The organism is Natronosalvus halobius (assembly GCF_024138145.1).
Taxonomy (GTDB): Archaea; Halobacteriota; Halobacteria; order Halobacteriales; family Natrialbaceae; genus Natronosalvus; species Natronosalvus halobius.
On sequence record NZ_CP099997.1, the window covers coordinates 1,260,666 to 1,284,090 of the forward strand.

23 protein-coding genes are annotated in these 23,425 nt (G+C 65.9%); 9 read left to right on the plus strand and 14 right to left on the minus strand.

Features of this window, described 5'->3' with window-relative positions:
• Positions 1-70 precede the first annotated feature (70 nt).
• The 7 genes from NGM15_RS06105 to NGM15_RS06135 all read right to left on the minus strand — a co-directional run bounded on the left by NGM15_RS06105 (position 71) and on the right by NGM15_RS06135 (position 8,807).
• A complete protein-coding gene (locus NGM15_RS06105; protein ID WP_253436626.1) occupies positions 71-1,735 on the minus strand; it encodes a class I adenylate-forming enzyme family protein in 1,665 nt (554 codons plus the stop codon).
• On the minus strand, positions 1,720-2,763 hold the full coding sequence (locus NGM15_RS06110) for a mandelate racemase/muconate lactonizing enzyme family protein (protein WP_253436628.1): 1,044 nt from the start codon (positions 2,761-2,763) through the stop codon (positions 1,720-1,722). Before NGM15_RS06110 ends, NGM15_RS06105 begins: the two co-directional genes overlap by 16 nt.
• Positions 2,763-3,731 (minus strand): 1,4-dihydroxy-2-naphthoate polyprenyltransferase, encoded by a 969-nt coding sequence (locus tag NGM15_RS06115; RefSeq protein WP_253436631.1) that lies wholly within the window; start codon positions 3,729-3,731, stop codon positions 2,763-2,765. Before NGM15_RS06115 ends, NGM15_RS06110 begins: the two co-directional genes overlap by 1 nt.
• A 114-nt stretch (positions 3,732-3,845) precedes the next feature.
• Positions 3,846-4,496, minus strand: a complete 651-nt coding sequence (gene thiE, locus NGM15_RS06120) for a thiamine phosphate synthase (protein ID WP_253436634.1) — start codon at positions 4,494-4,496, stop codon at positions 3,846-3,848.
• A gap of 76 nt (positions 4,497-4,572) precedes the next feature.
• Complete coding sequence (locus tag NGM15_RS06125) at positions 4,573-5,460, minus strand: 1,4-dihydroxy-2-naphthoyl-CoA synthase (protein ID WP_253436637.1); 888 nt, start codon at positions 5,458-5,460, stop codon at positions 4,573-4,575.
• A 154-nt stretch (positions 5,461-5,614) separates the two neighbouring features.
• Entirely contained in the window at positions 5,615-7,444 is a 1,830-nt protein-coding gene (menD, locus tag NGM15_RS06130) for a 2-succinyl-5-enolpyruvyl-6-hydroxy-3-cyclohexene-1-carboxylic-acid synthase (RefSeq protein ID WP_253436640.1), read from the minus strand.
• Between the two features lie 4 nt (positions 7,445-7,448).
• A complete protein-coding gene (locus tag NGM15_RS06135) occupies positions 7,449-8,807 on the minus strand; it encodes an isochorismate synthase (protein WP_253436643.1) in 1,359 nt (452 codons plus the stop codon).
• A 193-nt stretch (positions 8,808-9,000) separates the two neighbouring features.
• On the opposite strand from NGM15_RS06135, the gene NGM15_RS06140 reads away from it, so the two are divergent.
• The 4 genes from NGM15_RS06140 to NGM15_RS06155 all read left to right on the plus strand — a co-directional run bounded on the left by NGM15_RS06140 (position 9,001) and on the right by NGM15_RS06155 (position 14,246).
• The gene (locus NGM15_RS06140) at positions 9,001-11,862 is read left to right on the plus strand and encodes a heavy metal translocating P-type ATPase (RefSeq protein ID WP_253436646.1); all 2,862 of its coding nucleotides are present in this window, start codon (positions 9,001-9,003) and stop codon (positions 11,860-11,862) included.
• Between the two features lie 142 nt (positions 11,863-12,004).
• Positions 12,005-12,364: a group I truncated hemoglobin gene (locus NGM15_RS06145; RefSeq protein ID WP_253436649.1), complete on the plus strand. Its 360-nt coding sequence runs from the start codon at positions 12,005-12,007 to the stop codon at positions 12,362-12,364.
• A 171-nt stretch (positions 12,365-12,535) separates the two neighbouring features.
• On the plus strand, positions 12,536-13,468 hold the full coding sequence (locus NGM15_RS06150) for an ABC transporter ATP-binding protein (RefSeq protein WP_253436651.1): 933 nt from the start codon (positions 12,536-12,538) through the stop codon (positions 13,466-13,468).
• Positions 13,461-14,246 carry an ABC transporter permease gene (locus NGM15_RS06155; protein ID WP_253436653.1) on the plus strand — a complete coding sequence of 262 codons (786 nt, stop codon included), beginning with the start codon at positions 13,461-13,463 and terminating at the stop codon, positions 14,244-14,246. The genes NGM15_RS06150 and NGM15_RS06155 overlap by 8 nt, the downstream gene beginning before the upstream one ends.
• A 1-nt stretch (position 14,247) precedes the next feature.
• Here NGM15_RS06155 and NGM15_RS06160 read toward each other — a convergent pair whose 3' ends face one another.
• Entirely contained in the window at positions 14,248-14,838 is a 591-nt protein-coding gene (locus NGM15_RS06160; RefSeq protein ID WP_253436656.1) for a sulfite oxidase-like oxidoreductase, read from the minus strand.
• A 201-nt stretch (positions 14,839-15,039) separates the two neighbouring features.
• Here NGM15_RS06160 and NGM15_RS06165 point away from each other — a divergent pair, with 201 nt between their 5' ends.
• On the plus strand, positions 15,040-15,333 hold the full coding sequence (locus NGM15_RS06165; protein ID WP_253436658.1) for a hypothetical protein: 294 nt from the start codon (positions 15,040-15,042) through the stop codon (positions 15,331-15,333).
• Positions 15,334-15,471: 138 nt separating this feature from the next.
• Positions 15,472-15,684, plus strand: a complete 213-nt coding sequence (locus tag NGM15_RS06170) for a ribbon-helix-helix domain-containing protein (RefSeq protein WP_253436661.1) — start codon at positions 15,472-15,474, stop codon at positions 15,682-15,684.
• A gap of 221 nt (positions 15,685-15,905) precedes the next feature.
• Here the strand turns inward: NGM15_RS06170 and NGM15_RS06175 are convergent, their stop codons facing one another.
• Positions 15,906-16,088 carry a DUF7550 family protein gene (locus NGM15_RS06175; RefSeq protein WP_253436664.1) on the minus strand — a complete coding sequence of 61 codons (183 nt, stop codon included), beginning with the start codon at positions 16,086-16,088 and terminating at the stop codon, positions 15,906-15,908.
• 216 nt (positions 16,089-16,304) lie between these two features.
• On the opposite strand from NGM15_RS06175, the gene hisF reads away from it, so the two are divergent.
• The gene (gene hisF, locus NGM15_RS06180; protein ID WP_253436666.1) at positions 16,305-17,117 is read left to right on the plus strand and encodes an imidazole glycerol phosphate synthase subunit HisF; all 813 of its coding nucleotides are present in this window, start codon (positions 16,305-16,307) and stop codon (positions 17,115-17,117) included.
• Positions 17,118-17,420: 303 nt separating this feature from the next.
• Here hisF and NGM15_RS06185 read toward each other — a convergent pair whose 3' ends face one another.
• Positions 17,421-17,705 carry a DNA-directed RNA polymerase subunit L gene (locus NGM15_RS06185; protein WP_253437929.1) on the minus strand — a complete coding sequence of 95 codons (285 nt, stop codon included), beginning with the start codon at positions 17,703-17,705 and terminating at the stop codon, positions 17,421-17,423.
• A 154-nt stretch (positions 17,706-17,859) separates the two neighbouring features.
• Here NGM15_RS06185 and NGM15_RS06190 point away from each other — a divergent pair, with 154 nt between their 5' ends.
• The gene (locus NGM15_RS06190; protein WP_253436669.1) at positions 17,860-19,683 is read left to right on the plus strand and encodes a rhomboid family intramembrane serine protease; all 1,824 of its coding nucleotides are present in this window, start codon (positions 17,860-17,862) and stop codon (positions 19,681-19,683) included.
• A gap of 18 nt (positions 19,684-19,701) precedes the next feature.
• On the opposite strand, the gene NGM15_RS06195 is transcribed toward NGM15_RS06190, so the two are convergent.
• Together NGM15_RS06195 and NGM15_RS06200 are read right to left on the minus strand one after the other, a co-directional pair.
• Positions 19,702-20,400, minus strand: coding sequence for an METTL5 family protein (locus NGM15_RS06195; RefSeq protein WP_253436672.1), 699 nt, complete (start codon positions 20,398-20,400; stop codon positions 19,702-19,704).
• A gap of 3 nt (positions 20,401-20,403) precedes the next feature.
• Entirely contained in the window at positions 20,404-20,811 is a 408-nt protein-coding gene (locus NGM15_RS06200; protein ID WP_253436674.1) for a DUF7961 family protein, read from the minus strand.
• 173 nt (positions 20,812-20,984) lie between these two features.
• Between NGM15_RS06200 and NGM15_RS06205 the strand changes: the two genes are divergently transcribed.
• On the plus strand, positions 20,985-21,155 hold the full coding sequence (locus NGM15_RS06205; protein ID WP_253436677.1) for a zf-TFIIB domain-containing protein: 171 nt from the start codon (positions 20,985-20,987) through the stop codon (positions 21,153-21,155).
• Between the two features lie 134 nt (positions 21,156-21,289).
• Here the strand turns inward: NGM15_RS06205 and NGM15_RS06210 are convergent, their stop codons facing one another.
• Positions 21,290-22,315, minus strand: coding sequence for a disk-shape morphogenesis protein volactin (locus tag NGM15_RS06210; protein WP_253436680.1), 1,026 nt, complete (start codon positions 22,313-22,315; stop codon positions 21,290-21,292).
• A gap of 95 nt (positions 22,316-22,410) precedes the next feature.
• A complete protein-coding gene (locus NGM15_RS06215; protein ID WP_253436683.1) occupies positions 22,411-23,316 on the minus strand; it encodes a cell division protein CdpA domain-containing protein in 906 nt (301 codons plus the stop codon).
• Positions 23,317-23,425: the final 109 nt, after the last annotated feature.

Genomic DNA, 23,425 nt, shown 5'->3' on the forward strand with positions numbered 1-23,425 from the left:
ACCGCTCGACACTTCACTGACCGGTCGGCGCTTCACCGACCGTTTGGCACCTCACCGACCGCTCGGCGCTTCACCGATCGCCCGAGACGTCGACGCCCGCCTCCTCGAGCCGCGCGCGGACCTGCTCACGGTCGACGGTTCCGGAGTGCGTTCGCGGGAGCGACGACGCGATCCCGATCGTCTTCGGACACTTGAACCCGGCCAGGCGGTCGCGGCAGTACGCTCTGACCTCGTGCGGATCGATCTCCTCCCTGCTCGAGGCGACGACCAGCGCACCGACGCGCTCGCCCCACTCCTCGTCGGACAGGCCGACGACAGCGGCGGCCGACACCGCGGGATGATCCTCGAGGACGGCCGCGACTGCCGTGGGATCGACGTTCTCGCCGCCGGTGACGATCCGGTCGCTCTGCCGATCGAGAATCCAGAGGCGACCGTCCTGGTCACGCCGGCCACGGTCGCCCGTGCGGAGGCCGCGCTCGTCGAAAGCGGCCCGCGTTCGCTCGGGTTCGAGGTAGCCCGGCGTGACGGTCGGGCCGGAGACGACGATTTCACCCGTCTCGCCCGTCTCGACGGGATCACCGTCGTCGTCGAGAATCGCCACCTCCGTGCAGACGAGCGGTCGTCCGACGGTGCCCTCGTGGGCGATCGCCTCTTCGGGCGTCGCCGTCGCAATCTGGGAGGCCGTCTCGGTCATGCCGTAGGTTGGGCACGCAGGGACGCCGCGTTGCCCACAGCGGTCGATCAGATTGGGGCTCGCGGGAGCGCCGCCGAGCAGGACGAAACGGAGACTCGCCGGCGGCCGCCAGCCCGCCTCGAGCAACCGCGAGAGCATCGTCGGGACGAGCGAGACACCGGTCACGTCGTGCGATTCCATCGTTCGCGCGGTCGTGTCCGGGTCGAACTCGCGCTGGAGGACGACCGCCGTCCCGTACAGCGCCGACCGAAAGACCGGCGCCAGCCCCCCGACGTGGTACATGGGGAGACAGCAGAGCCAGCGGTCGTCGGGATCGACGCCGAGCCTGAACGCCGACGCCGTAGCGCTCGAGACGAGGTTCTCGGCGGTGAGGCGGACGCCTTTGGGTTCGCCGGTCGTGCCCGAGGTGAAGGCGACGAGGAGTTCCTTCCCGCCGCTATGCCTACCGGTGTCGGCCAGTTCGGGGGTTCGATTCGTCTCGCCTTCCGTGTCCGATTCCGATTCGGGTGTCGGGGCCCCTTCTGTGCTCGACTCGAGTGACGGGTCTCGATCCGCGTTTGGCTCGAGCGAAACGAGTGACGCAAGCGACGCGAGCGGACTCGAGTTCCCACCCTGCGTGCCATCGACCGTGTAGATCGGAACCGATCCGTCGCCGATTTCGCGTGCCAGGCCCTCGGTGTCGTCCTCGCAGAGCAGGACGGAGACGTCCGCTCGATCCGCCTTCGACCGCAACTCCTCGGCCGTCTCACGGACGTTCAGGAGGACGAGCGTTCGCTGACCGCGCATCGCCGCGAAAAGCAGCGTCACGAACGCGGGCCGGGTCGTCAGGACGACGCCGAGCCGATCACCCGGCTCGCCTGGCAGCCGCTCCAGGAGGACGTCCACGGCTCGATCGAGGACCCCGTAGCTGTATCGACGGCCCTCGTCGGCGTCGATCAGCCCCGTTCGCTCGGGCGTCGTCGCCGCTCGCCGCGCGAGGAGGTCGTCGGTCGCCCACTCGAGTCCCGTCGGTCCGATTGCCCCCGTCACGTCGCCCCCCACACGTCGTCGATGCCGAGCCCCTTCGCCTGCGGGACGACGGCGGCCCCCTTCTCGAAGAGCACGGGGTCGCGACCGAGGTCCGTCTTCAGCAACTCGCCCGTCGCCAGGCCACAGGGCGGGACGTCGGGCATCGAGGCTGCGAGGTGAACCGCCGCCGTCCGCGCCACGACGCCGTCGATGGTCGTCGTCACCAGGCTCTCGAGGCCGAGTTCGCCGGTCCAGGTGACGACCTCCCGAGCGACGTCCAGCCCGCCGAGGGCCATCGGCTTCAGGATCAACACGTCGGCGGCGCTCGCTTCGCAAATCGCGTCGACGCCGTGTTCGAGCAAGCCCTCGTCCAGGGCGATCTTCGGACCGCGCCCGCGGAGGTCGGCGTGCCCCTCGAGGGCTCCGGCCGGCAGCGGCTGTTCGACGATCGAAACCCCCGCCTCGTCGAGTCCGCGGATGGCCTCGACGGCCTCGTCGAACGTCCACGACCCGTTCGCGTCGACTCGCACCTCGACGTCGTCACCGACGGCCTCCCGGACGCGCTCGACGCGCGTCACGTCCTCGTCGACCGAGCGCCGGCCCACCTTGAGCTTGCACGACCGAAATCCGCGGTCGACGGCGTCGCGTGCGGCCGCCGCGGTCGCGTCCGCGTCGTCGTCGCCGACGGTCGAATTGACCGGGACCCTGGCGACTCGGGACCCGTCGCCCAGGTACTGGTAGAGCGGCCGGGCCCCGCGGGTCGCGTAGCAATCAGAAATCGCCAGGGAGACGCCGTGTCTGGCCGCCGCCGTGTCCTCGACCGCGTCCAGGACGGCGCCCGACCCGTCGTCGGCGGCGTCGACGGCTTCCTGGAGCGCCCGTTCGCAGTCCTCGAGGGATTCGGTCCAGCCCGGAAGCGGGGTCGCCTCGCCGATGCCGACGACTCCCTGGAACTCGGCGCGGATCAGGAACCCCTCGCGGGTCGTGATCGTCGCGTCGCCCGACTCGAAGGGCTGCTCGAGTTCGAGTTCGAAGGGGCGAAACTGGAGGTCGAGCCCCATCAGAGCCCCACCCCGGTTCCGACCGCGGGCCCGGCCTCGAGGGCGATGCCGACCGCGAACAGGAGTGCGTGGCCCGCCAGGAGTTTCCCGGTCTGCTCGAGAGCCGGATTCAGCGCCTCGCCGTCGGTTCTGGTCCAGACAGTGCGGGTGACCGCGAGCGCGTACGGGGCGGTGAGCAGCGGCAGGAGCGCGGAGGCGGAGAACCCCCAGCCGATCCAGAACCAGAGCGGGACGACGTAGGCGAGGGAAACGAGTGCTGCGAACTCGAGGCGACTGAACCGATAGCCCAGTCGCACGGCCAACGTGCGCTTGCCCGTCTCGGCGTCGGTCTCGCGGTCGCGGACGTTGTTGACGACGAGAATCGCCGTCGAGAGGCCGGCCACGGGGATGCTCGCCACGAACGCCTCGGGTGGCATCGTTCCCGCCGGAATCGTCGTGATCAGGGGCTCGATGTGGGCGGCCGCCTGGACGTAGAAGGTGCCGACGACGGCGACGACGCCGAAGAAGACGAAGACGAAGAGGTCCCCGAGGCCGTGATAGCCGAGGGGGTAGGGGCCGCCGGTGTAGGCCCAGCCACAGAAGACGCTCACCAGGCCGATGACGAGGATTGGGACGCCGCCGACGTAGACGAGGTAGACGCCCGAGAGGATGGCCGCGGCGAAGGTGACGAGCGTCGCGAATTTGACCTGACCGGCGTCGATCAGCCCCGACTGGGTGACCCGGGTGAATCCCTCTCGATCGTCCGTGTCGGCGCCCTTCACGGCGTCGTAGTAGTCGTTGGCGAAGTTCGTTCCGATCTGGATCAACGCGGCCCCGACGAAGGCCATCAGCGCGGGGAGCGCCGCGAACACGCCCTCGGAAACGGCGAGACCCGTTCCCACGAGCACTGGCGCGGCGGCCGCCGGCAGCGTCTGGGGACGAGCGGCCATCACCCAGGCCTTCGTTCGAGACACCTCTGCCGTACTCATTGTTCGAACGTGCCACTCGAAAGAGTGTTAACGTTGGCATTGCGGCCGCGGTGGCGGCTTTCGGTGGCTGTCAGTGACGGCCCGCGGTCTCGACAGTGGCGGCCTACGGTCTCGTCAGCGCCGAACCGCCGCCGCCAGTCGCTCGCTCGCCGCTTTCGGATCGTCGGCGGCCGTGATTTCGCTGATCACTGCGACGCCGGCCGCACCGGCCTCGACGACGGGACTCGCGTTCTCAGTGGTGATCCCGCCGATGCCGACCACGGGGATCGAGACGGCGTCGACGACGGCGGCGATTCGCGCCGGCCCGACGCCAGATTCGTCGGGGTCGACGTTCTTCGAGGACGTGGCGTAGACGGAGCCGACGCCGAGGTAGTCCGCGCCGTCGGCTTCCGCCCGCTTCGCGTCGGCGACCGTCGAGGCCGAGCAGCCAACGATCGCATCGGGCCCCAGAACGTCACGAGCGACCGCCACGGGGAGGTCGGACTGCCCGACGTGGACGCCGTCGGCCTCGATCGCCAGCGCGAGGTCGATTCGATCGTTGACGATCAGGGGAACGCCCGCGGCCGCGGTTAGTTCGCGGAGTTCGAGCCCGAGTTCGTACCGACGGCGGGCACTCACACTCTTCTCCCTGAGCTGAATCACGTCCACGCCGCCCTCGAGTGCCGCGCCGACGATCTCGAGGGTCGATCTCCCGGCCGAGACGGACTCCTGGGTGACGAGGTACGTGCGCCACCCGCCCGGATCCGTTGCGCTCGAGTCGATCATCGTCGCTTTCGGGCTAGTAGTGCCACGGGTACTGTTAGTAGTGCCACGGGTACTGTTAGTAGTGCCACGGGTACTGTTAGTAGTGCCACGGGTACTCCGAGAAGTCGGGCTCTCGTCCCTCGTTGAAGGCGTCCCGCCCCTCCTTTGCCTCGTCGGTCATGTAGCCCAGCCTCGTCGCTTCGCCGGCGAACACCTGCTGGCCCACGAAGCCGTCGTCGGCCATGTTGAACGCGTACTTGAGCATCCGCATCGCGTTCGGGCTCTTGGCGTTGATCTCTGCGGCCCACTCGAGTGCGGTCTCCTCGAGGTCCTCGTGAGGAACGGCCTCGTTCACCATCCCCATCTCCGCGGCTTCCTCGGCGGAGTACGTCTTCCCGAGGAAGAACACCTCGCGGGCCTTCTTCTGGCCGATCTGTCGGGCAAGGTACGCGGAGCCGAAGCCGGCGTCGTAGCTCCCCACGTCGGGATCGGTCTGGAGGAACTTCGCGTGCTCCTCACTCGCGAGCGTGAGGTCACAGACCACGTGCAGGGAGTGGCCGCCGCCGACCGCCCATCCGGGAACGACGCAGACGACAATTTTCGGAATGTGGCGGATCAGGCGCTGGACCTCGAGGATGTGCAGTCGACCCTGTTCGGACGCGCGCGTTTCATCGCCCTCGTACTCGTAGCCAGCGTCGCCGCGAATTGACTGGTCGCCGCCCGAACAGAAGGCCCAGCCGCCGTCTTTGGGCGAGGGGCCGTTCCCGGTCAGCAGGACGCACCCGACGTCGGTCTGTCGTTTGGCGTGATCCAGGGCGTCGTACAGTTCGTCGACGGTTCCCGGCCGGAAGGCGTTGCGCACTTCGGGACGGTCGAACGCGATGCGGACGGTCCCCGACTCGAGCGAGCGGTGATACGTGATATCGCGGAAGTCGAACCCATCGACCGGCTCCCACCGGGCGGGATCGAACGTTTCCGAAACCATGGTTCGACGTGGGTTCGAGGTCGTGAAATAGGTTCTCGTCTCCCGCCGTTCCCTCCGCCCTCTCCACCCCCGACAGATCACCACGCTCGACAGATCACCACGCTCGACAGATCACCACGCTCGACAGATTGCCGCACTCGACCGATCGCCGTACTCAATCACTCGACCCCGAGTTACCGCCTTCCTCGAAACCGAGGTCGTGAACCCTCTCCAGGACGCGCTCTTCGAGCACGTCCCGCTGACGGTGGCTCGCTTCGGCGTCGAACGACACCGAGAGCAGTTGCGTGCCGGGCATCGAGAGTGACTCGCGGTAGGCGTCCTCGAACTCGGCGGGGTCGACGTGGCGGACGTCGAACCCGTACAGTTCGCCGAGTGGGTCGAACTCGAGGCCGTGAGGCGTCCGGAACTGCTCCGTGAAGGGGGGATCGAACGACTCGATGGGTAGCTTGTGGAAGATGCCGCCGCCGTCGTTGTCGAGCAGGACGATCGTCGCGTCGACGCCGCAGCGCTCGAGCGCAAGCAGGCCATTGGCGTCGTGGTAGAGCGCAAGATCGCCCGTGACGAGCACCAGCGGGTCGTCGGTTGCGCTTCCGGCCCCGAGTGCGGTGCTCACGATACCGTCGATCCCGCTGGCCCCCCGGTTCGCGAGGACGGTGAGGTTGGCGTCTCGAGGCTCGCCGAAGCGGTCGGCGTCCCGGATCGGCATGCTGTTCGAGACGAAGACGGTCGATGGATCGGGCGCGTTTTCGAACACCGTTGCGAGGATCGCCCCCTCGAAGGGAGCAGACTCGAGGTCGGCTCGACCTGACGTCGAAACCGCCCAGTGTCGAGCCTCGGCGGCCGCGAGCGTCTCGAGCCAGTCGCTATCGGCTCCTGCGCAGGTCGTCTCGTCCTCGAGTTCGCTCGAGACGGCCTCGAAGAGGGGTGCGGGCTCCGAAACGACGAGATCGGTCGCAGTAAACGTCGCCTCGCGCCACTCGCCCGCGGGGTCGACCAGGAACTGCCGGCAGTCGGCGTCCCGCAGCGCGTGTTGGAGGGATTTCGACGTGGGAGAGGCGCCGAATCGAACGACGACGTCGGGATCCGGGACGGCGTCGACGTAGGTGTCGTAGCCGCCGTAGACGACTGGTTCGCCCTCCACCGCTGCCCCGAGGTGCGACCCGAACCGCAGCGTCGACAGCGGGTCCGCGAAGATCGGCACACCAACGGCAGTCGCGAGGTCGAGGACGGCGCTCGTTGCGGGTTCTCTGACCGGCGGGTCCGCCGGCCCCGCGACGATCAGCGGCCGGGCGGCGTTCTCGAGTGCTCTAGCGATCCGTTCGGGTGTTCGTGAGTCCGCCGGCGACGTCGTCTCCCCCGCCGACACCCGAACGAACGGTCCGTCGCGTCCCCGTCCGGCCAGCGTGTCCTCGAGCCCCGTTGGCACCGCGTCCGGCACTCGCGTCGGCTCGAGGGGCTTGCGGAACGGGCAGTTCAGGTGAACTGGGCCGGCCGGCGTGCCCGTCGTTTGGGTGAGCGCTCGAGCGGCGGTCGTCCGCAGGCTTCGAAGTGCGCGCTCGTCGGGTTCGGGAACCGGGAGTTCGGCGTACCAGCGAACGGCGTCGTCGTAGAGCTTCACCTGGTCGACCGTCTGATTCGCCCCGCTGTCGCGTAGTTCGGGCGGCCGGTCGGCGGTCAGGACGAGCAGCGGAACCCGGGCCTGACTCGCCTCGATCACCGCCGGGTGGAAGTTCGCCGCCGCCGTTCCCGATGTGCAGACGAGCGCCGTGGGCTCGCCGGTTCGTCGCGCGCGTCCGAGGGCGAAAAACGCCGCCGAGCGCTCGTCCAGGAGAGAGTACGTCTCGATCTCGGGGTGTTCGGCGAACGCCACCGTCAGCGGCGTCGACCGACTGCCGGGGGCGAGACAGACGGCCTCGAGGCCCCCGGCAGCAAGTTCGTCGACGAGCGTGCGACCCCAGAGTGTCGCGCGGTTCGGTGTCGTCATGAAATCACTCGCGGAGTTCGTCCAGGATCGGTCGGTACTTGAGCACGACCTCGTCCCACTCGTCGTCGGGGTCGCTGTCGGCGACGATGCCGTTTCCGGCGAACAGCGTCACCGCGTCCTCGCGGGCGACCCCCGAGCGGATGCCGACGGCGAACTCGCCGTCGCCGACGGCGTCGAACCAGCCGATCGGTGCCGCGTACCACCCCCGGTCGAACGTCTCGACGTCGCGGATCGTCTCCCAGGCGGCTCCGGGGGGGATGCCGCCCACCGCTGGCGTCGGGTGCAGGGCCTCGACGACGTCGAGTACGTGGTGGCCCCCCTCGAGCGTCGCCTCGATGGGCGTCCAGCAGTGTTGAATCGTGGCCAGCCGTTTGACTCGTCGCTCGTCGACCCGAATGTCAGCCGCGAGCGCCTCGAGCTGGTTGCGAATCGTGTCGACGACGATTCCGTGTTCGCGCCGGATCTTCTCGCTGTCGAGGAGTCGGTTGGCCAGTTCCTCGTCGGCCTCCCTGGTATCGCCTCGAGGGGCCGACCCTGCGAGCGCCTCCGTCCGGACGTCAGTGCCGGACTTTCCCACCAGGCGCTCGGGCGGGGCTCCGAAGAACGTGCCACTCTCGCCGTCCTGGAAGAGAAAACGATAGCAGTTCGGGTATCGTCGGCGCAGGCGTTCGAGACAGGCCGGCACGTCGAGGGGGCCTTCGAGGTCGACATCGAGGGCCTGGGCGAGGACGACCTTCTCGAGGACGCCGTCCGCGATGCGCTCGAGGGCCGTTTCGACGCCCGCGGTCCACTGCTCGCGCGTCGTCGTTCGCCGGGTGTCGTCGATTCCGGGGCCCGTCCCGCTCGAGCGCATCGCAGGCCCGTCCGAAAGCCGGTCGTACCAGGACTCGAGTGCCGTCGTCGCGTCGTCGTCGCTCGTGTCGACCGCGGTGAGCCACGTTCCCTCGTCGGTTCGCGCGAGAACCACCGACGGAACGACGAACGTCGCCGCGGCGAACCCCATCCAGGGGTCGCGCGGCTCGTGGCCGTCGTGGAAGGCGAATCCGCCGAACGCCCGAGGACGGGCAACAGCCGGACCGTCGTGGTCGACCCCGTCGAACGCCGTCGTCGCCTGCGCCCGAATCTCGTCGAACCGATCCGATCCGCTCGCGCTCAACCGGGCGGTCTCGCCCCAGCCGACCAGTTCGAGGCCGTCGGCCGTCGCCCACTGCAATCGCGTTCCCTGGGCGTGCTCGAGGGCGTTCCCGAACGAGACGTCGCCGATGGTACGGCTCCGACTCACCAGTCGGCGGCCCGCTCCCGTCGCGGAGGCCGTCGCCCGCCCGCTCGCGTCGACTCGTCCCTGACCCGACGGTCGATCCATTGGCGCATTTCGGTGTGGGGGCGCCTTCAGCGTTTCGAGGTCGCTCTCTCGGGGTTCGATTTCGAACTCGTTTAACCGCTCGCGTCCCTACGGTCGGCAATGGTCTCGAGATCGGGCAGCCGATGCAGTCCCGTCGAGCGACTCACACGGACCCGCGAACAGGGGTGGATCGCCGACCACCCGGTGGTCTGTAGTGGCTGAGGACGACCGGTCGCCAGCGACAACCATCTGCTCGCTGTGTGGCCGAGAGGTCGAGGACTCGTCGACGCCCGAAAAGAAGGCGACGCTCGAGGACGACGCGACGTTCTGCTCGCCAGGGTGTCGGCGCGTCTGGGAGACACTCGAGCCGGATCCGTCGGCGGATCTCGCGGTGGAATCGGGTCCCGCAGATCCCTCGAGTGGCGCGCACGGTGAACACTTCGAGGCGGTAGCTGTCGAGACGGGAGACCCTGACGGTGAGCCAGAGGGCCTCCTGGAAGACGTAGGCTCCAACGTCGAGAACGGCGGTAACTCGGACGATGCCGACGGTGTCGAAACTGCAGGCGAGAAGGAGACTGCCTCGGACGTCGAAGCCACAGCCGGAGCCGAAGTCGAAGCTGAAACCGAAACCGAAACCGAATCCGGGCCCAAAACTGAATCCGGGGCCAAAACCGAATCCGAAACTGAATCCGAAGCCACGGCCGGAGCCGAAACTGAATCCGAACCCACGGCCGGAGCCGAAAGCGACGAACAGGACGACCGCCCACCGATACGCACCCATCTCCGGGTCGACGGCATGCACACCGCCACCTGCGAGGCCTACCTCGAGTCCGTCGCGACCGACCTGGACGGCGTCCTCGAGGCCGAGGCGAGTTACGTCACCGAGTCGGTTCGCGTCGATCACGACCCCGCGACCGTCGCGCCGGCGGACCTCCAGGACGCCCTGAGCATCACGGGGTACACGGCGTACCTCCGGGACGACGCTGGATCACAGACTCAGGCGGACCAGACCGGGAAGAGCCGCCGCTCGCGCGAGATGAGCGGTGTTCGCAAGCGACGGACCGACGACATGCGCCAGGTCCGGTACGTCCTGGGGGTCGTCTTCGGGTCGTTCCTGCTCTTGCCCTATATCGTGATGCTCTACCCCTCCTACATGGCGGACATGGCGCCGATCGGCCCGCTCTCGTCGTTCCAGACGATCTTCACCGACGGCGGTATCATGTTCATGCGGGTCTACTTCGTCCTGACGGGAATTGTCCTCTACGTCACCGGGATGCCACTGCTCCGGGGCGCCTACGTCAGCCTCAAGCTTCGACGCCCGAACACGGATCTGCTCGCGGCGATGACCATCGTCGGCGCCTACCTCTACAGCTCCGTCGCGGTCTTCGTGACCAGTCCGAACGTCTACTTCGACCTCGTGCTCGTCGTCGCCTCCGCCGTCATGGGCGCGATCCTCTACGAGTCGATAGTCAAACAGCGCGCGATGGACCGCCTGACCGAACTCACGATCTCCCAGGTCGACAGCGCCCGCCGGTACGAGGCGGACGGATCGGTCACCGACGTCGACGTGGCCGACCTCGAGGCCGGAGACACCGTCCTCGTCAAGCAGGGCGAGCGCATCCCGATCGACGGCGTCCTCGCGGAGGGGACCTGCACGGTCGACGAAGCGATCGTGACCGGCGAATCCGTTCCCATCGCCAAAGACGCGGGCGACGAGGTCGTCGGCGGCTCGATCGTGACCGCCGACGCCGCCGTAATCGAGGTCGACGATCGTGGATCGAGCAGCCTCGAGCGCCTCACCGAAACGGTCTGGGACCTCCAGACCGCCGTCCACGGAACCCAGCGGCGGGTCGACGACCTGGCCGGCCGACTCGTTCGACCGCTCGTCGGCACCGCAATCGCCGCCGGCATCGTCGCGCTCGTCTTCGGACGCGGTCCAGGCGAGGCGACCCTGTGGTCGCTGACGGTCGTCCTGGTCGGCACCCCCTGGCTACTCGGTGTGGCGACGCCCCTGTCGATCGCGACGACCATCGAGGCGGCGATGGAACGCGGCGTCGTCGTCTTCGACGAGACCGTCTTCGAGCGACTCCGGGCGATCGACACGATCGTCTTCGACAAGACCGGCACACTCACCCGCGGCGAGATGACCGTCCTGGAGACCGAGGCACCCGACGACTTGCTGAAAGCGGCGGGAGTGCTCGAACAGCGGGCGTCCCATCCCGCTGCGGACGCCATCGCTCGAGCCTACGCCGTGGGTGGGTCCGACTCGAGCGGTAGCGATCGCGACGACACCGCCACTCGCCCCGATGGCGGTGCGACGGGCGAACACGCTACCCCGAACCGGGTATCAGACTTCGAGAGCCACGGAAACGCCGTCGAGGGAACCGTCGGCGACGGTCGTGTGCTCGTCGGCCATCCCGACGCGTTCGCCGACCGGGGGTGGACACTGGGTGAGGACGTCGAAGCCCGCGCGAGCGAGGCGCGCGGCTTCGGGCGCCTCCCCGTCGTCGTCGGTCGAGACGGCGTCGCCGAGGGCGTGATCGTCGTCGGCGACGAGCCCCGCCCCGCCTGGGAGGAGACGCTCTCGGCGCTCGAGACACGCGGCATGGACGTGGTCGTGTTGACCGGCGACGACCCGGAGGCCACGGACGCCTTCGAGGCCCACCCGGCGGTCTCCCACGCGTTCGCGGGCGTCCCGCCCGAGGGGAAGGTTGCGACGGTTCGCCACCTCCGGGAGCGTGGGCGGGTCGCGATGGTCGGCGACGGGACGAACGACGCGCCCGCGCTGGCCGAGGCGGACCTCGGGATTTCGCTGGGGAGCGGCACCGACCTGGCTTCGGACGCCTCCGACCTGGCGATCGTCGAAGACGACCTCGCGTCCATCGAGACGGCGTTCGAACTGGCCGCGGCTGCCAGCAAACGGGTCGAGCAAAACGAGCGCCTCGCCTTCTCGTACAACGTGCTCACGATCCCCGCCGCCGCTGCAGGACTGTTGAATCCGCTCGTGGCGATCCTGGCGAGCGTCGTCGGGCTCGGCCTGCTGGGCGGGAATTGCCTCCGTTCGCTCCTCGAGTAGGTATTTCGGTCGCTCCGTTCGCTCCTCGAGTAGGCGTTCCAGACGCCCCGGTCACTTCACGAGTAGGCGCTCGCTTTCGCCGATTCCCACGCGGTGAGAACGTGGCGAACGGTTCGAACCTCCCGGTAAAATAGAGCCGACGATGGCACCACACGTGTACACTAAAATCGGAGGACGGAAAGCTGTCGAATCGGTCGTCTCGGACTTCTACGACAAGGTTCTCGCAGACGACCAGCTCGCGGGCTACTTCGACGGCTACGACCTGGAGGAACTGTACGCCCACCAGGTCCAGTTCATCAGTTCGGTGGCCGGCGGACCCGTCACGTACACGGGCGCGGACATGCGCGAGGCGCACGCGGATCTGGATCTCGACCCTGCCGATTTCGACGCCGTCGCAGCCTATCTCGAGACAGCCCTCTTCGATAACGGCGTCGACGAGGACCACGTCGAGGCGATTCTCGCGGCGGTCGCCGAACTCGAGGAACCGATCCTCGGTCAGTGACTGGATGTGGGGACTCGATCCCCAGTCGATAATCGAACGCAGGGTCCCATTCTCGGTCGGTAACGGACCCCGGGCTCTCGGCGACCATGACCACGGGGAACTCCGAATTTTTCTCAGATAACTGGTAACACCACCAGTACAACCAAATGGCCGTGCTGAGTAGGCTTCGGTATGGCCGTCATCGAACTCGAGGGGCTCACGAAGAACTACGGCGACGTGCGAGCGGCCGACGACCTCACGCTCACCGTCGACCGCGGCGAAATCTTCGGCTACCTCGGCCCCAATGGGGCGGGCAAGACCACGACAATCCGCATGCTTCTCGGCTTCATCTCGCCGACGGCGGGATCGGCCCGGGTCCTGGGCGCGGACGTCCGCGACCGGAAGGCGTTGCTCGAGGCCAGGCGCCAGGTCGGCTACCTCTCGGACGACCCCGGGTTCGACGAGGAGGCCACCGGAACCGAAATCCTCGACCTACACGCCGCAGTGAAAGGAGGCGAGCGCCAGGACGAACTGCTCGAATTGTTCGACCCGCCGCTCGATCGCCAGGTGCGCGAGTACTCCCGTGGGAACGTCCAGAAGCTTGGGATCGTTACGACGTTCATGCACGACCCCGACCTCGTGATCCTGGACGAGCCGACCAGCGGGCTCGACCCGCTCATGAAGCAGCGCTTCTCGGAGTTTCTGCGAGGCGAACGCGACCGAGGCGTGACCACGTTCTTCTCCTCGCACATTCTGAGCGAGGTTCGCCGCCTCTGTGATCGCGTCGGCATCATCCGCAACGGGCAGCTAGTGACCGTGGACCCAATCGAAACCCTGCTCACCCGGAGCGGGAAAGTCGTTCGCATCCACGCCAGCGAATCGATTCCCGTCGAAATCCTCGACCTCGAGGGCGTTCACGGTCTCGAGACGAGCGCCAGCGATGCCGACGCGGCCGTTGCGAGCGAACAGACAACGCACTTCACCGAGTGCGCGTTCACCTTCACCGGCGACATCAACGCCCTGCTCGAGCGCCTCTCGCCGTACGACCTGCTGGACCTCTCGATCGAGGAGGCCCCACTCGAGGACGTCTTCATGCGGTTCTACGGAGGCGAGGACGATGTTTGAATTCCTCCGGTACGAGGCCCGAAAACGGGTGAAAGGCAGCCTCTACCTCTCACTCGGGATGATGGCGCTGGCCGGAATGATCATCTGGGTCTACCCCTCCTTCCGCGACTCGTTCCAGGAGGACGAACTCCTCGATGCGTACCCGCCACAGATCCTCCAGCTATTCGACGTCGAGACGATGGCGTCGCTCGAGGGCTTTCTCGCCTTCGAGTTCTACGTCTTCGGCTGGGTCATCCTTCTCGGGCTCTACCTGGCCTACAGCGGCGCCGGACTGATCGCCGACGACGTCGACCGCGGCCGGATGGACACCATCCTGGCGATGCCGGTTTCGCGATCGCAACTGGTCGCCGAGAAGTTCGCCGCCCTCGCCGTGCCCATCGTCACGGTAAACCTTCTCCTCCCGCCAGTGATCCTCGCGGGCGGGTGGCTCATCGACGAGTCGCTCTCCGTGGCGGACGTCTTCGCAGTCCACCTGCTCTCGATCCCCTACCTGTTCGCCTGCGCCGGGATCGGCCTCTGCTGTTCGGTCGTCTTCGACCGGGTGGGGATCGCCCAGCGCGCAGCCCTCGGAATTACCTTCGGAATTTTTCTCGGCGAATCGTTACTCGAGGGAACCGGCTACGAGTTCCTCGGCGCCGTCGTCCCGATGCGTTACTACGATCCGAACGCCGTCCTCCTCCAGGGCGAGTACGACCTCGTCGGCGTCGCGATTCTCGTTGCGATCACGCTCGTCCTGGTCCTCGCCAGCAGCGCCTGGTTCACGCGAAAAGACGTCTGAGCTAGCTGTACCGCTCTTCCTTCCACGGATCGGCCGTCTCGGAGTACCCCCGTCGTTCCCAGTACCCCAGTTCCGGTTCGGTCAGAAACTCCACGCCGGTGACCCACTTCGCCCCCTTGTAGGCGTAGCGGTGTGGCGTCACGACTCGAAGCGGCCCACCGTGTTCGCGCGCGAGCGGTTCCCCGTCGAAGGCCCACGCGAAGAGGACCTCCTCGCGGAGACAGTTCTGGAGCGGGAGGTCCGTCGTGTAGTCGTCGAGGGCCGCGAACATGACGTGGCTCGCGTCGTCCGTCACCCCGGCGCGCTCGGCCAGGTCGGTGAAGGGCACCCCGGTGAACTCGCAGTCGAACTTGCTCCACCCGGTGACGCAGTGAAAGTCCTGGCGCTGGGTTTCGGCCGGCAGATCGCGAAACTCCTCCCACGTGAACGAGAGGGGGTTCTCGACGGCGCCGGTGACGGTAAACTCCCAGGTGTTGGGGTCCCACGGCGGCGTCTCGCCCTTCGAGAGGACCGGAAACTTCGACGTCTCGCGCTGTCCGGGCGGCAACCGTTCGTCGCCGAACTCCTGATAGAGATTCGTGACGTCCTTCATCGTCGACTCGTCCGTGCGGGACGACCGTAACCGTACCGTTCGATGTCGAGAGGGCGCTCTGTTTCGCACAATAAATCCGAGATTCCCCGCCCGTTGACCCGTGTGAAATCGGATGGAACGAACGTTCGAGGGACCCAATCCCTCGGTACCGAGGGATACGCGCTTTATAACCAATACGGGCGTGGGCGATGGGTCTATCGCATGGCGAGTACACAACGACTCACAGAGCGGGAGACGAGTGACGAGATGGAAAAGAAGGGATCCCAGGCCATGGGGCCTGCGTTTATGGCTGCAGCTGCATCAGTCGGCCTCTCGTGGTACTATTTCTTCGCGCGAGGAGACAAGGAGCGAGGACTCTTCGTCGGCCTCTGGCCGCCAACGATCCTGGCGTTCGCGAGCTACTTCAACCAGCGGAAAATGCGCCGTCAGATTGATATGCTGGCGAAGCCAGCCTCGTCGATCAAGAACACGCTCGAGTCGATGATGAGCAAGTAGCGGGCATCACCGTTTCTGACGAACTCATTTTCCACCCGCTATATCGTCGCGAGCGACTGCACCGTGGTCGTCTATTCCGTGGTCGTCCATTCCTGCCCCCGTCAATCTTAAATACCCCCTCACCGAAACCCGAATCAGATGCCGAAAGTAGAGATCACGATACCGGAACATCTCGAGATGCAGATCGCGCAGATGGTGGAACGCGGCGAGTTCGTCAACCGCGAAGAAGCGATCGAGGACCTGCTCTCGACGGGGATTAAGGCGTACAAGACGAGCGGCCCGATGGACGAGGACGAAACGGGCCTCGAGAACGACGGAATGATGGGCCACGACGACGAATACGTTTTCTGACTCTCTCCGGTGGCTGTGGTGGCCTCCGACGCCGTTTTGATTTCTTCGACGGAGCGCTCGGACACGGCCGAGCTATGAGATTTTCTATGCTCAGCATGGCGTGCTCAGCGTGCCGTGCTCGGCGTGGCGTAATCGAGTGAAACGAGAGACTAGAGCGATGGCGAAACCGAGGATAGCGGTTAGCGGTTAGCGGTTAACTGTTAGCAGTTAGCAGTTAGCAGTTAGAACAGACCCATCGGGATCGCGAGGGTGATCGCGACGCCGATGACCATCACGACGAACCCGAACGCCGCATCACGCGGCGAAAAGGGGCTCATCGGTGCGGTCGTTCGCTCGTCCTCGAGGTCGTGGCCGACGGTGGCTCCCGAATCCTCGTCGTGGGTGGGTTCCGTCTCGTCTGTCATACGCGAGTGTTTCGGACTCGAGCACTTAAGCGCTACTAGACGACGAACGAGGGGAGACAGATGGTGGACGGCAGACGACGGATGGCAGACGACAGACGGCCGACTACCGATGACTGGCCAGAACACACAACGGCTACACAATCTGAAAACGGCGCAGACGCGGGCACCTGCCGTGGTCGAAACCGTCAAACCCCGGTCGACCCAACCTCGAGACAGATGCTCACCAAGCGTATTATCCCGTGTATCGACGTCGACGTCGACGACGACGGGAACCCGGCGGTATACACCGGCGTTCACTTCGAGGACCTCGAGTACACCGGCGACCCCGTCGAGATGGCTCGCGCGTACAACGAGGCCGGGGCCGACGAGTTCGTCTTCCTCGACATTACCGCTTCCGCCGAGGGCCGCGAGACCATGCTCTCGGTCGTCGAGCGAGTCGCCGACGAGGTGTTCATCCCGCTGACCGTCGGCGGCGGCATCCGAACCGTCGACGACATCAAGGAGACCCTGCGCGCGGGAGCGGACAAGGTCTCGATCACCACGGGTGCCCTGGAGCGCCCGGAGCTCATCAACGAGGGTGCCCGCGCGTTCGGCAGCCAGTGCATCGTCATCAGCGTCGACGCACGGCGACGGTTCGACGAGGGCGGCGAACACTACGTCGACCTCGACGGCGAGTCCTGCTGGTTCGAGTGCACGAAGAAGGGCGGCCGCGAAGGGACCGGCATCGACGTCGTCGAGTGGGCCCAGGAGGCCGAGTCCCGAGGTGCCGGCGAACTGTTCGTCAACTCCATCGACGCCGACGGGACGAAAGACGGCTACGACGTCCCGCTCATGCGCGCGGTCTCGGACGCGGTCAACACGCCGGTCATCGCCTCCTCGGGCTGTGGCGGCCCGGAGGACATGTACGAGGTATTCACCGAGGCGGACGCCGACGCCGGCCTGGCGGCCTCCATCTTCCACTTTGGGGAGTACTCGATCGAAGAGGTCAAGCGCTACCTCGACGAGCGTGACGTGCCAGTCAGGCTGTGACTGGCCAGGCCGTGACCGCTCGCCGTTCCCGCTCTTGCTCCCATTACTAAGCGGGCGCGTTCGACCGAAGCTCGCGTTTGATGTCTCCAAGCGGCGCACTCGTTGCGTCAGTGCCTCGAGTTGGCCGATCCAGGACGGCCGATGCCGTTCGCACTACTCGCACAGTTCGTGGACTCGCTCGGTTCGCGCTACACGAGACGTGCGATGGGCGACTCACGGCTGACCACGGGACCACGGGACCACGGGACCACGGACGACGTGCTACCCGTTCGTCACACCAGGCTGAGAACAGCAACTCGATCCTCAAATAGCCGCCTCGAACGCGTCGCGGAACGCCGCCGTCTTCGACCGAACGTCGCCGGCAGCCTCCTCGAGCGCGTCGAGCGGTTCGACGCCACCCTCAGTCTTGACCGTCAGGATGGGATCCGTCTGACCGCCCGACTGCTCGGGATTCATGTCGTACGTTGCCGCGCTCACGTCGTCGTGCTCGAGCAACGCACCCTTGAGCACGTTCATGAACGTGTGATCCTCGCCGACGATTTCGATCGAGAGCTCGTTCTCGCTACTCTCGGTGACCCGCAGTTCCATGTCCCACTCTCCGGCCGTTGGCCGCTTGTACCTTTCGAAGCCGCTGGCGTCCAGCGCTCGTTCGGGGTCGTCGTCGGCTCCCCTCGTCACATACCGAACGACGCACGACCCTAGAGAGGGAAATCCCTATACTGCTCCCCCCTTACCAGCAGGTATGAACTGGTTGACGACCGGACTCACCGCACTCGTCGTCCTGACGGTGCTCTGCTCGCTGTTCGTCGTCAGCCGACTCGACCCGAGAGAGCGCCGCTGGCGGGACGTCCTCGAGGACCGGTTCGTCCTCGGCGTGCCGTGGGGAACGCTGGTCGTCGTCGGCTTCGTGATCGCCGTCTACCTCTTCGTCCAGGACGGGATCACCGACTTCGACAACCCCGTCGTGACGCCGTTTCGCGCCTGGTCGTTTTTCTACCCGCTGGGCATCCTCACCGCCCCGTTCGCCCACGCCTACCCGGGCCACCTCACGGGGAACCTCATCGGCACCATCGTCGTGGCGCCTATCGCCGAGTACGCGTGGGGGCACTACGCGAACGGGAGCCGGAACAGAACCGTCGAGTCGAACTCGAACACGTCGAGCGGTCTCGCCTCGAGTCTCCTGACGAACCCGTGGCTTCGCGCGCTCGTCGTCTTCCCCGCGGGCGTCCTCGCCGTCGGCGTGATCACCGGCCTCTTCGCGCTGGGCCCGGTCATCGGCTTCTCGGGCGTCGTCTTCGCCTTCGCGGGCTTCGCGATCGTTCGGTACCCCATCGTCACGCTCATCGGCGCCATCGGCGTCCACGGCACCCTGTCGACGATTTACGGCGCCCTCCAGCGGCCGATCGGGTGGTACGTCGTCCAACCCCGGCCGCCGGCGGCCCCGTGGTGGGCGTCGACGGCCATCCAGGGCCACGCCCTCGGATTCTTCGTCGGCCTCGTCGTCGCACTCGTGATTTTCGACCGCCGGGACGACGGCTACCGGCCGGACCCGCTCGCGATCTGGCTCGCCGTCCTCATCTACGGCTTCTCGAAGTCGCTCTGGGCGATTTACTGGTTCGACGGCGCGAACCGGTACGTCCTGTTCCGGGGCCCCGGCGTCGTAGTCGTCATCGCGCTCGCGCTCGTGATCACCGTTGCGGTGACCGGCTCTCAGCGCTCGATTCTCCCCGCTCGCCTCGAGCGCCGACTCTCGCGGCCAACCGCGCCGATACTCGAGGATGGCGGCCTTCTCTCCCGATTGTTCGCGAACGACGCGGCGACCAGCGATCGACTCCGCGAACTCGTCGCGCAACCGAAATCCCGAGTCCCGTCGCTCGCGAGTACTTCACGCCAGTACGCGGCAGTCGTGGTCGTCTTCGTCGTCCTCGCGGCGATTTGTGGGCCAGCGATTCCGGTCAACCTGTTCGTCCTGGATGGAGACGACGCGGGCTCGACGGAGGGCACGCTCACCGTCGAAGATTATTCGATCACGTACGCCGAGAAGGCGCAGAACCCGATCGCCTCCGTCGTCGACCTCGAGGCCTTCGACGCGGGCGGGGTCGAGGGCAGCGGCGTGATCGTCTCGAGCCCCAACCGTCACATCTGGTCGGAGTCGGTCTCTGTCCAGCGGCTGGCCTTTAGCGGCTCGGAAACCGTCCACGTCGGCGGTCCCGGCTGGCGGGAGTCGATTACGGCCACTCGCGCAGGGTGGACCCCCGTGGGGAACGACACCGTCTACCAGGTCTGGCTCGAGCACGACGACCGGCGGGTGCTCGCTCACGCCTCGGAGCCATCGACCGCCAACGCCCGAATCGACGGCAAGAACGTCACGATTGCACCCGCCGACGGCGCGTTCGTCCTCGAGGTCAGCGCGAACGCATCCGCCGACCCGACCAGGGCAGAGGTTCCGGCCGCCGACGAGTCGGTCGCGGTCGACGGCCTGGAGTTCACTCGTGTCAGAAACGATCTGTTCGTGACCACCGGCGAGACGACGGTCCAGATCGCGAGCAAGGAGACATACAACTGACCGCGATCCGAACTCGAACTACGACCGCGACTCCCTCTCCCGCCACTCGACCCGAAACACCTCGGCCTCGAGCATCGCCCGCTCGCGGTCGTGGAAGGCGAATCGGTGGTCGATCGGGAACTCGGCTTCGAATGCGTGGGTGACGGTGCCGCCCTCGTCGGCCGCGAACGATTCGACGAATTCCTGGCTCCCCTCGTTGTGAATGGTGTAGGAGACGTCGGCCAGATCTGCAGCGGCCTCGAGGAAACTCCGGTCGGCGTGGCGGTTACCCCGTTGTGCACCGAACGGCGGGTTCGAGAGAACGGTGACTGGCGCGGAGAGTCTCTCCCGTTCGAACGGAAGCCGAGACACGTCGGCGCGAAACCACTCGTAGCCCGAACTCGGTCCGACGATCGAGGTTGCTCCGACCTCGCGGGCCACCTCGTCGACGCGCCCCTGATTGCGTCTCGCCTGGACCAGGGCGGCGGCGTCGACGTCGACCCCGACGACCCTGTCGGGGGCGTACTGGCCCGCAGCCAGCGCCAGCATTCCCGTTCCAGTTCCGAGGTCGAGGACCGTCGCGCCAGTCAGGTCGCCGTGAACGGCGGCGAGGTGACTGAGGTGCGCGGCGAGCTCTGTGGGCGTGAGGTACTGCTCGAGGTCGATATCGGGACTGGGAAAATCGGCAACTGATTCGAGAACACGGGCGAGTTGTCGGCGGGAGAGCCCCGAGGGCATCGCCTACGCTTCGCGGTCGAGGGTAATGGGTGCGTCGAGTTCGAACGAGAGCCCTTCTCGGTCGGCCCGTTCGGCACAGGCCTCGAGCGCGGGACGGACCTTCTCGGCGTTCGCGACGTCGTCGCAATCGACGGTCACGGTGCCGACGCCGAGGAACGCGCCGGCGCGAACGTAGCTTCGAACTCGATCGATTTCGGCCTGCGTATCGAGCGAACAGTCCTCCGCGAAACAGGCGTCGACCGTCAGCCCGGCCGGGAAGAGGTCGTTTCGCGTGAACTCGCGCTTGAGGTCGCGCAGGTACTCGGGGGCCGTCGAGTCGAGATCAGAGGCGTCGAGCGCCACGGGAGTGACGTCGGTCGGCCGACAGCGATCGATCGTTCGCTCGAACTGGGGTGACGATGTCGTGCTCATACGACAGCATACACAGGCCGCATACAAATAGTTTTCCAAATGCTCAGTAGTAATACAACTCGGAGGCAAACGACTGTCGTTCGCCGTGCGCGCCAGTACCAATGCCAGTGCTGGTGGCAGTGCCAGTGGATCGAGAACATACACTTAAGATAGCTGCCTGTCATTCCGTAGCCATGGACGACTGCCCACGGTGCCAGGCTCCACTCGAGCGGCTCACGCTGGGGGAGGTCACGACGACCGCGTGCAATCGGTGCGGATTCGCGGACGTACCCGTCGAACACGAGAGCCGAGAGATGGCGTTCGAATCCTGGCAGGACGCGTTCAACCGCTTTTACGAAACCTGACGGTCGCTGACGGCCGTCGAGGTCAACGGGAAACGCTGTCGAAGAAAAATGTGATCCGGGAACCGGGAACCGGAAACCGGAAACCGAAAACCGAAAACTGAGAACTGAGAACTGAGAACTGGAAACCGAACGAGTTACTCGCTCGCAGCCGTCGCTTCGGCTTCCTCTTCCTCGTAATCGACGTCCTCGTCCGAACGAGCAGCGACGAGTCCACCGCGAGCGACGCTGTACAGCGGCTCGTCGGCGTGGCTCACGCCGCTGATCGAGAACGGAATCGCTGCGTCCTGGAGGTGGTCTCGGAACAGGGCCTCGAAGCCGTTGGGGCTCGATGTCCCGCCGGTGACGACCACGGGCACGTCGAGGCCTTCCTCGACGTCCTCGTCGTCCACTTCCTTGACGATGTTCTCGATGACGTAGTCCAGGAGGTTTTCGTAGTAGATCGAGAGCGCACCTTCGACGCCGCCGACGTCGGTCGTGAAGTCGAGTTCGAAGTTGTCCTCCTTGATCGAGGTGACCTTGTCGACCGGGGTGCCGGTCGCGCGGGCGGCCTGCTCGTCGATCCAGTCGCCACCGCGGGCGACGGAGAACTTCATGACCGGGACTGCGTAGTACGCAAGACAGACGTTCGTCATCCCGGCGCCGAAACTGATGCCGAGGCCGGTGAAGTTGTTGTCCGCGAGTTCGGAGTAGATGACGGACATCCCCTCGTTGATCGGTTCGGCGTCGTAGCCGATGTCGTTGAGGAAGGACTCGATCGTCTTCTGGTGGTAGAGCGTCGAGAGATCGTCGTCGATCGGATCGGCGGGCGTCGAGAAGTAGAGTTTCTCGTCGGGATAGGACGGCTCGCCGACGACCTGCTCGATGATGAGTTTCATCATCGGAATCGCGCTCTTCTCGTCGGCCGAGAGGATGCCGTGTTTCATCGGCCGGCGAGTTTCTTTGTTGAAGATGTTCGCGAAGTTGAGTGCGTCGTCGCCGACGACGTACACCTTGTCGTCCTTTCGGATGTGAAGGACTTCGCTTCGCGAGAGCATCTGCTCCGCCATGTCGGAGTATTCGATCTCCACGAAGGAGTTACGCTGCTGCACAAATACGGTATCGGAACCATCCTGCTGTGCCGACAGGATGTTCATTGTTCCAACGTCTAGGCCTTTGGCCATGTTTCCTCAACTCCACTGACGGATTATAAATCTATGTACGTTTATTTCCGAGAAAGCTAGAGGTTATAAGTCCAATTACTCCATCGGCGAGTGCGTTAATTACGATTTACCAGCGACCGCAAGCGCTCCAGCAGCCCCGAGAGCGGGTTCGTGATGCGACGCCCCCCTGCTTCCTCGGCGGCCTGTTCCTTGCGTCGCTGTTCGCGCAGTTCCTTGAGTTTCTGGGTCTGGTCGTCGACCGACGACTCCGAAACGGCGGTCTTCTTCTCTCCACCCTTGAGCCCCTTGAGGCCCGCAACCTGTGCGTCGACGCCACTCGACCGGGTCGTCTTCGTCGCCATGTTCGTGTCCAGGTTTTCGCTGTCGAACTCGTGGTCCGAAAAGGTCAGTCGTTTGTTCTCGGACTTCTGGACGCCTCCCCAGGAGAGTTCGACGCCCTCCATCGCGGCGTCGATGTCCTCTCGAATTTCCTCGTCGGAGTAGGTGAGTTCCTCGCCGTCCTGGTCGTCCCCACTCGCCTCGTTGACGGCCTGGGCCATCTCGAGGTAGTGCGCGATCAGCGCCGCCCCCGTCGAGGCGGTGACGCCGGCGAGTCCAACAGCGTAGACTGCGACGATCTGGGTGGTGTAATTGTTCCCGTACCTGTTCCAGTGATCGGGGTAGGCGTACAGGAATCCACCGACGGCCACGACCGTGACGGCGAGTCCGGCGATCGAGGTGTACAGGACTCGTCGTTCCGACGGGAGCAAGACCACGATCCCCAGCATCAGGACGGGAAGGGAGATCATCGCTACGGAGTACGCCGGCTCTACCCACACGAAGTACGCCGGAGCCTCGAGCGTACTACTCCACAGGTAGATGAGTAGCGCGACGATCGCGAATCCAATACCACCGAGAAACAGTCCGAACCCGACGTACACATCGGTCCGGTCGTCCGGTTCACCGATGTAGCGCCGGTAGAGGTCGAACAGGTACCCATCTGCAGGGTCTTCGGCTGCCATTGACCTCCATTTACCCTCCAGTATTATGACTGTTGGGACGAAAAATACTCGCGTCGGTGTGCTCGATTCGAACGGAACGCGAGTGACCAGAACGGCCGTTCAGATCGGT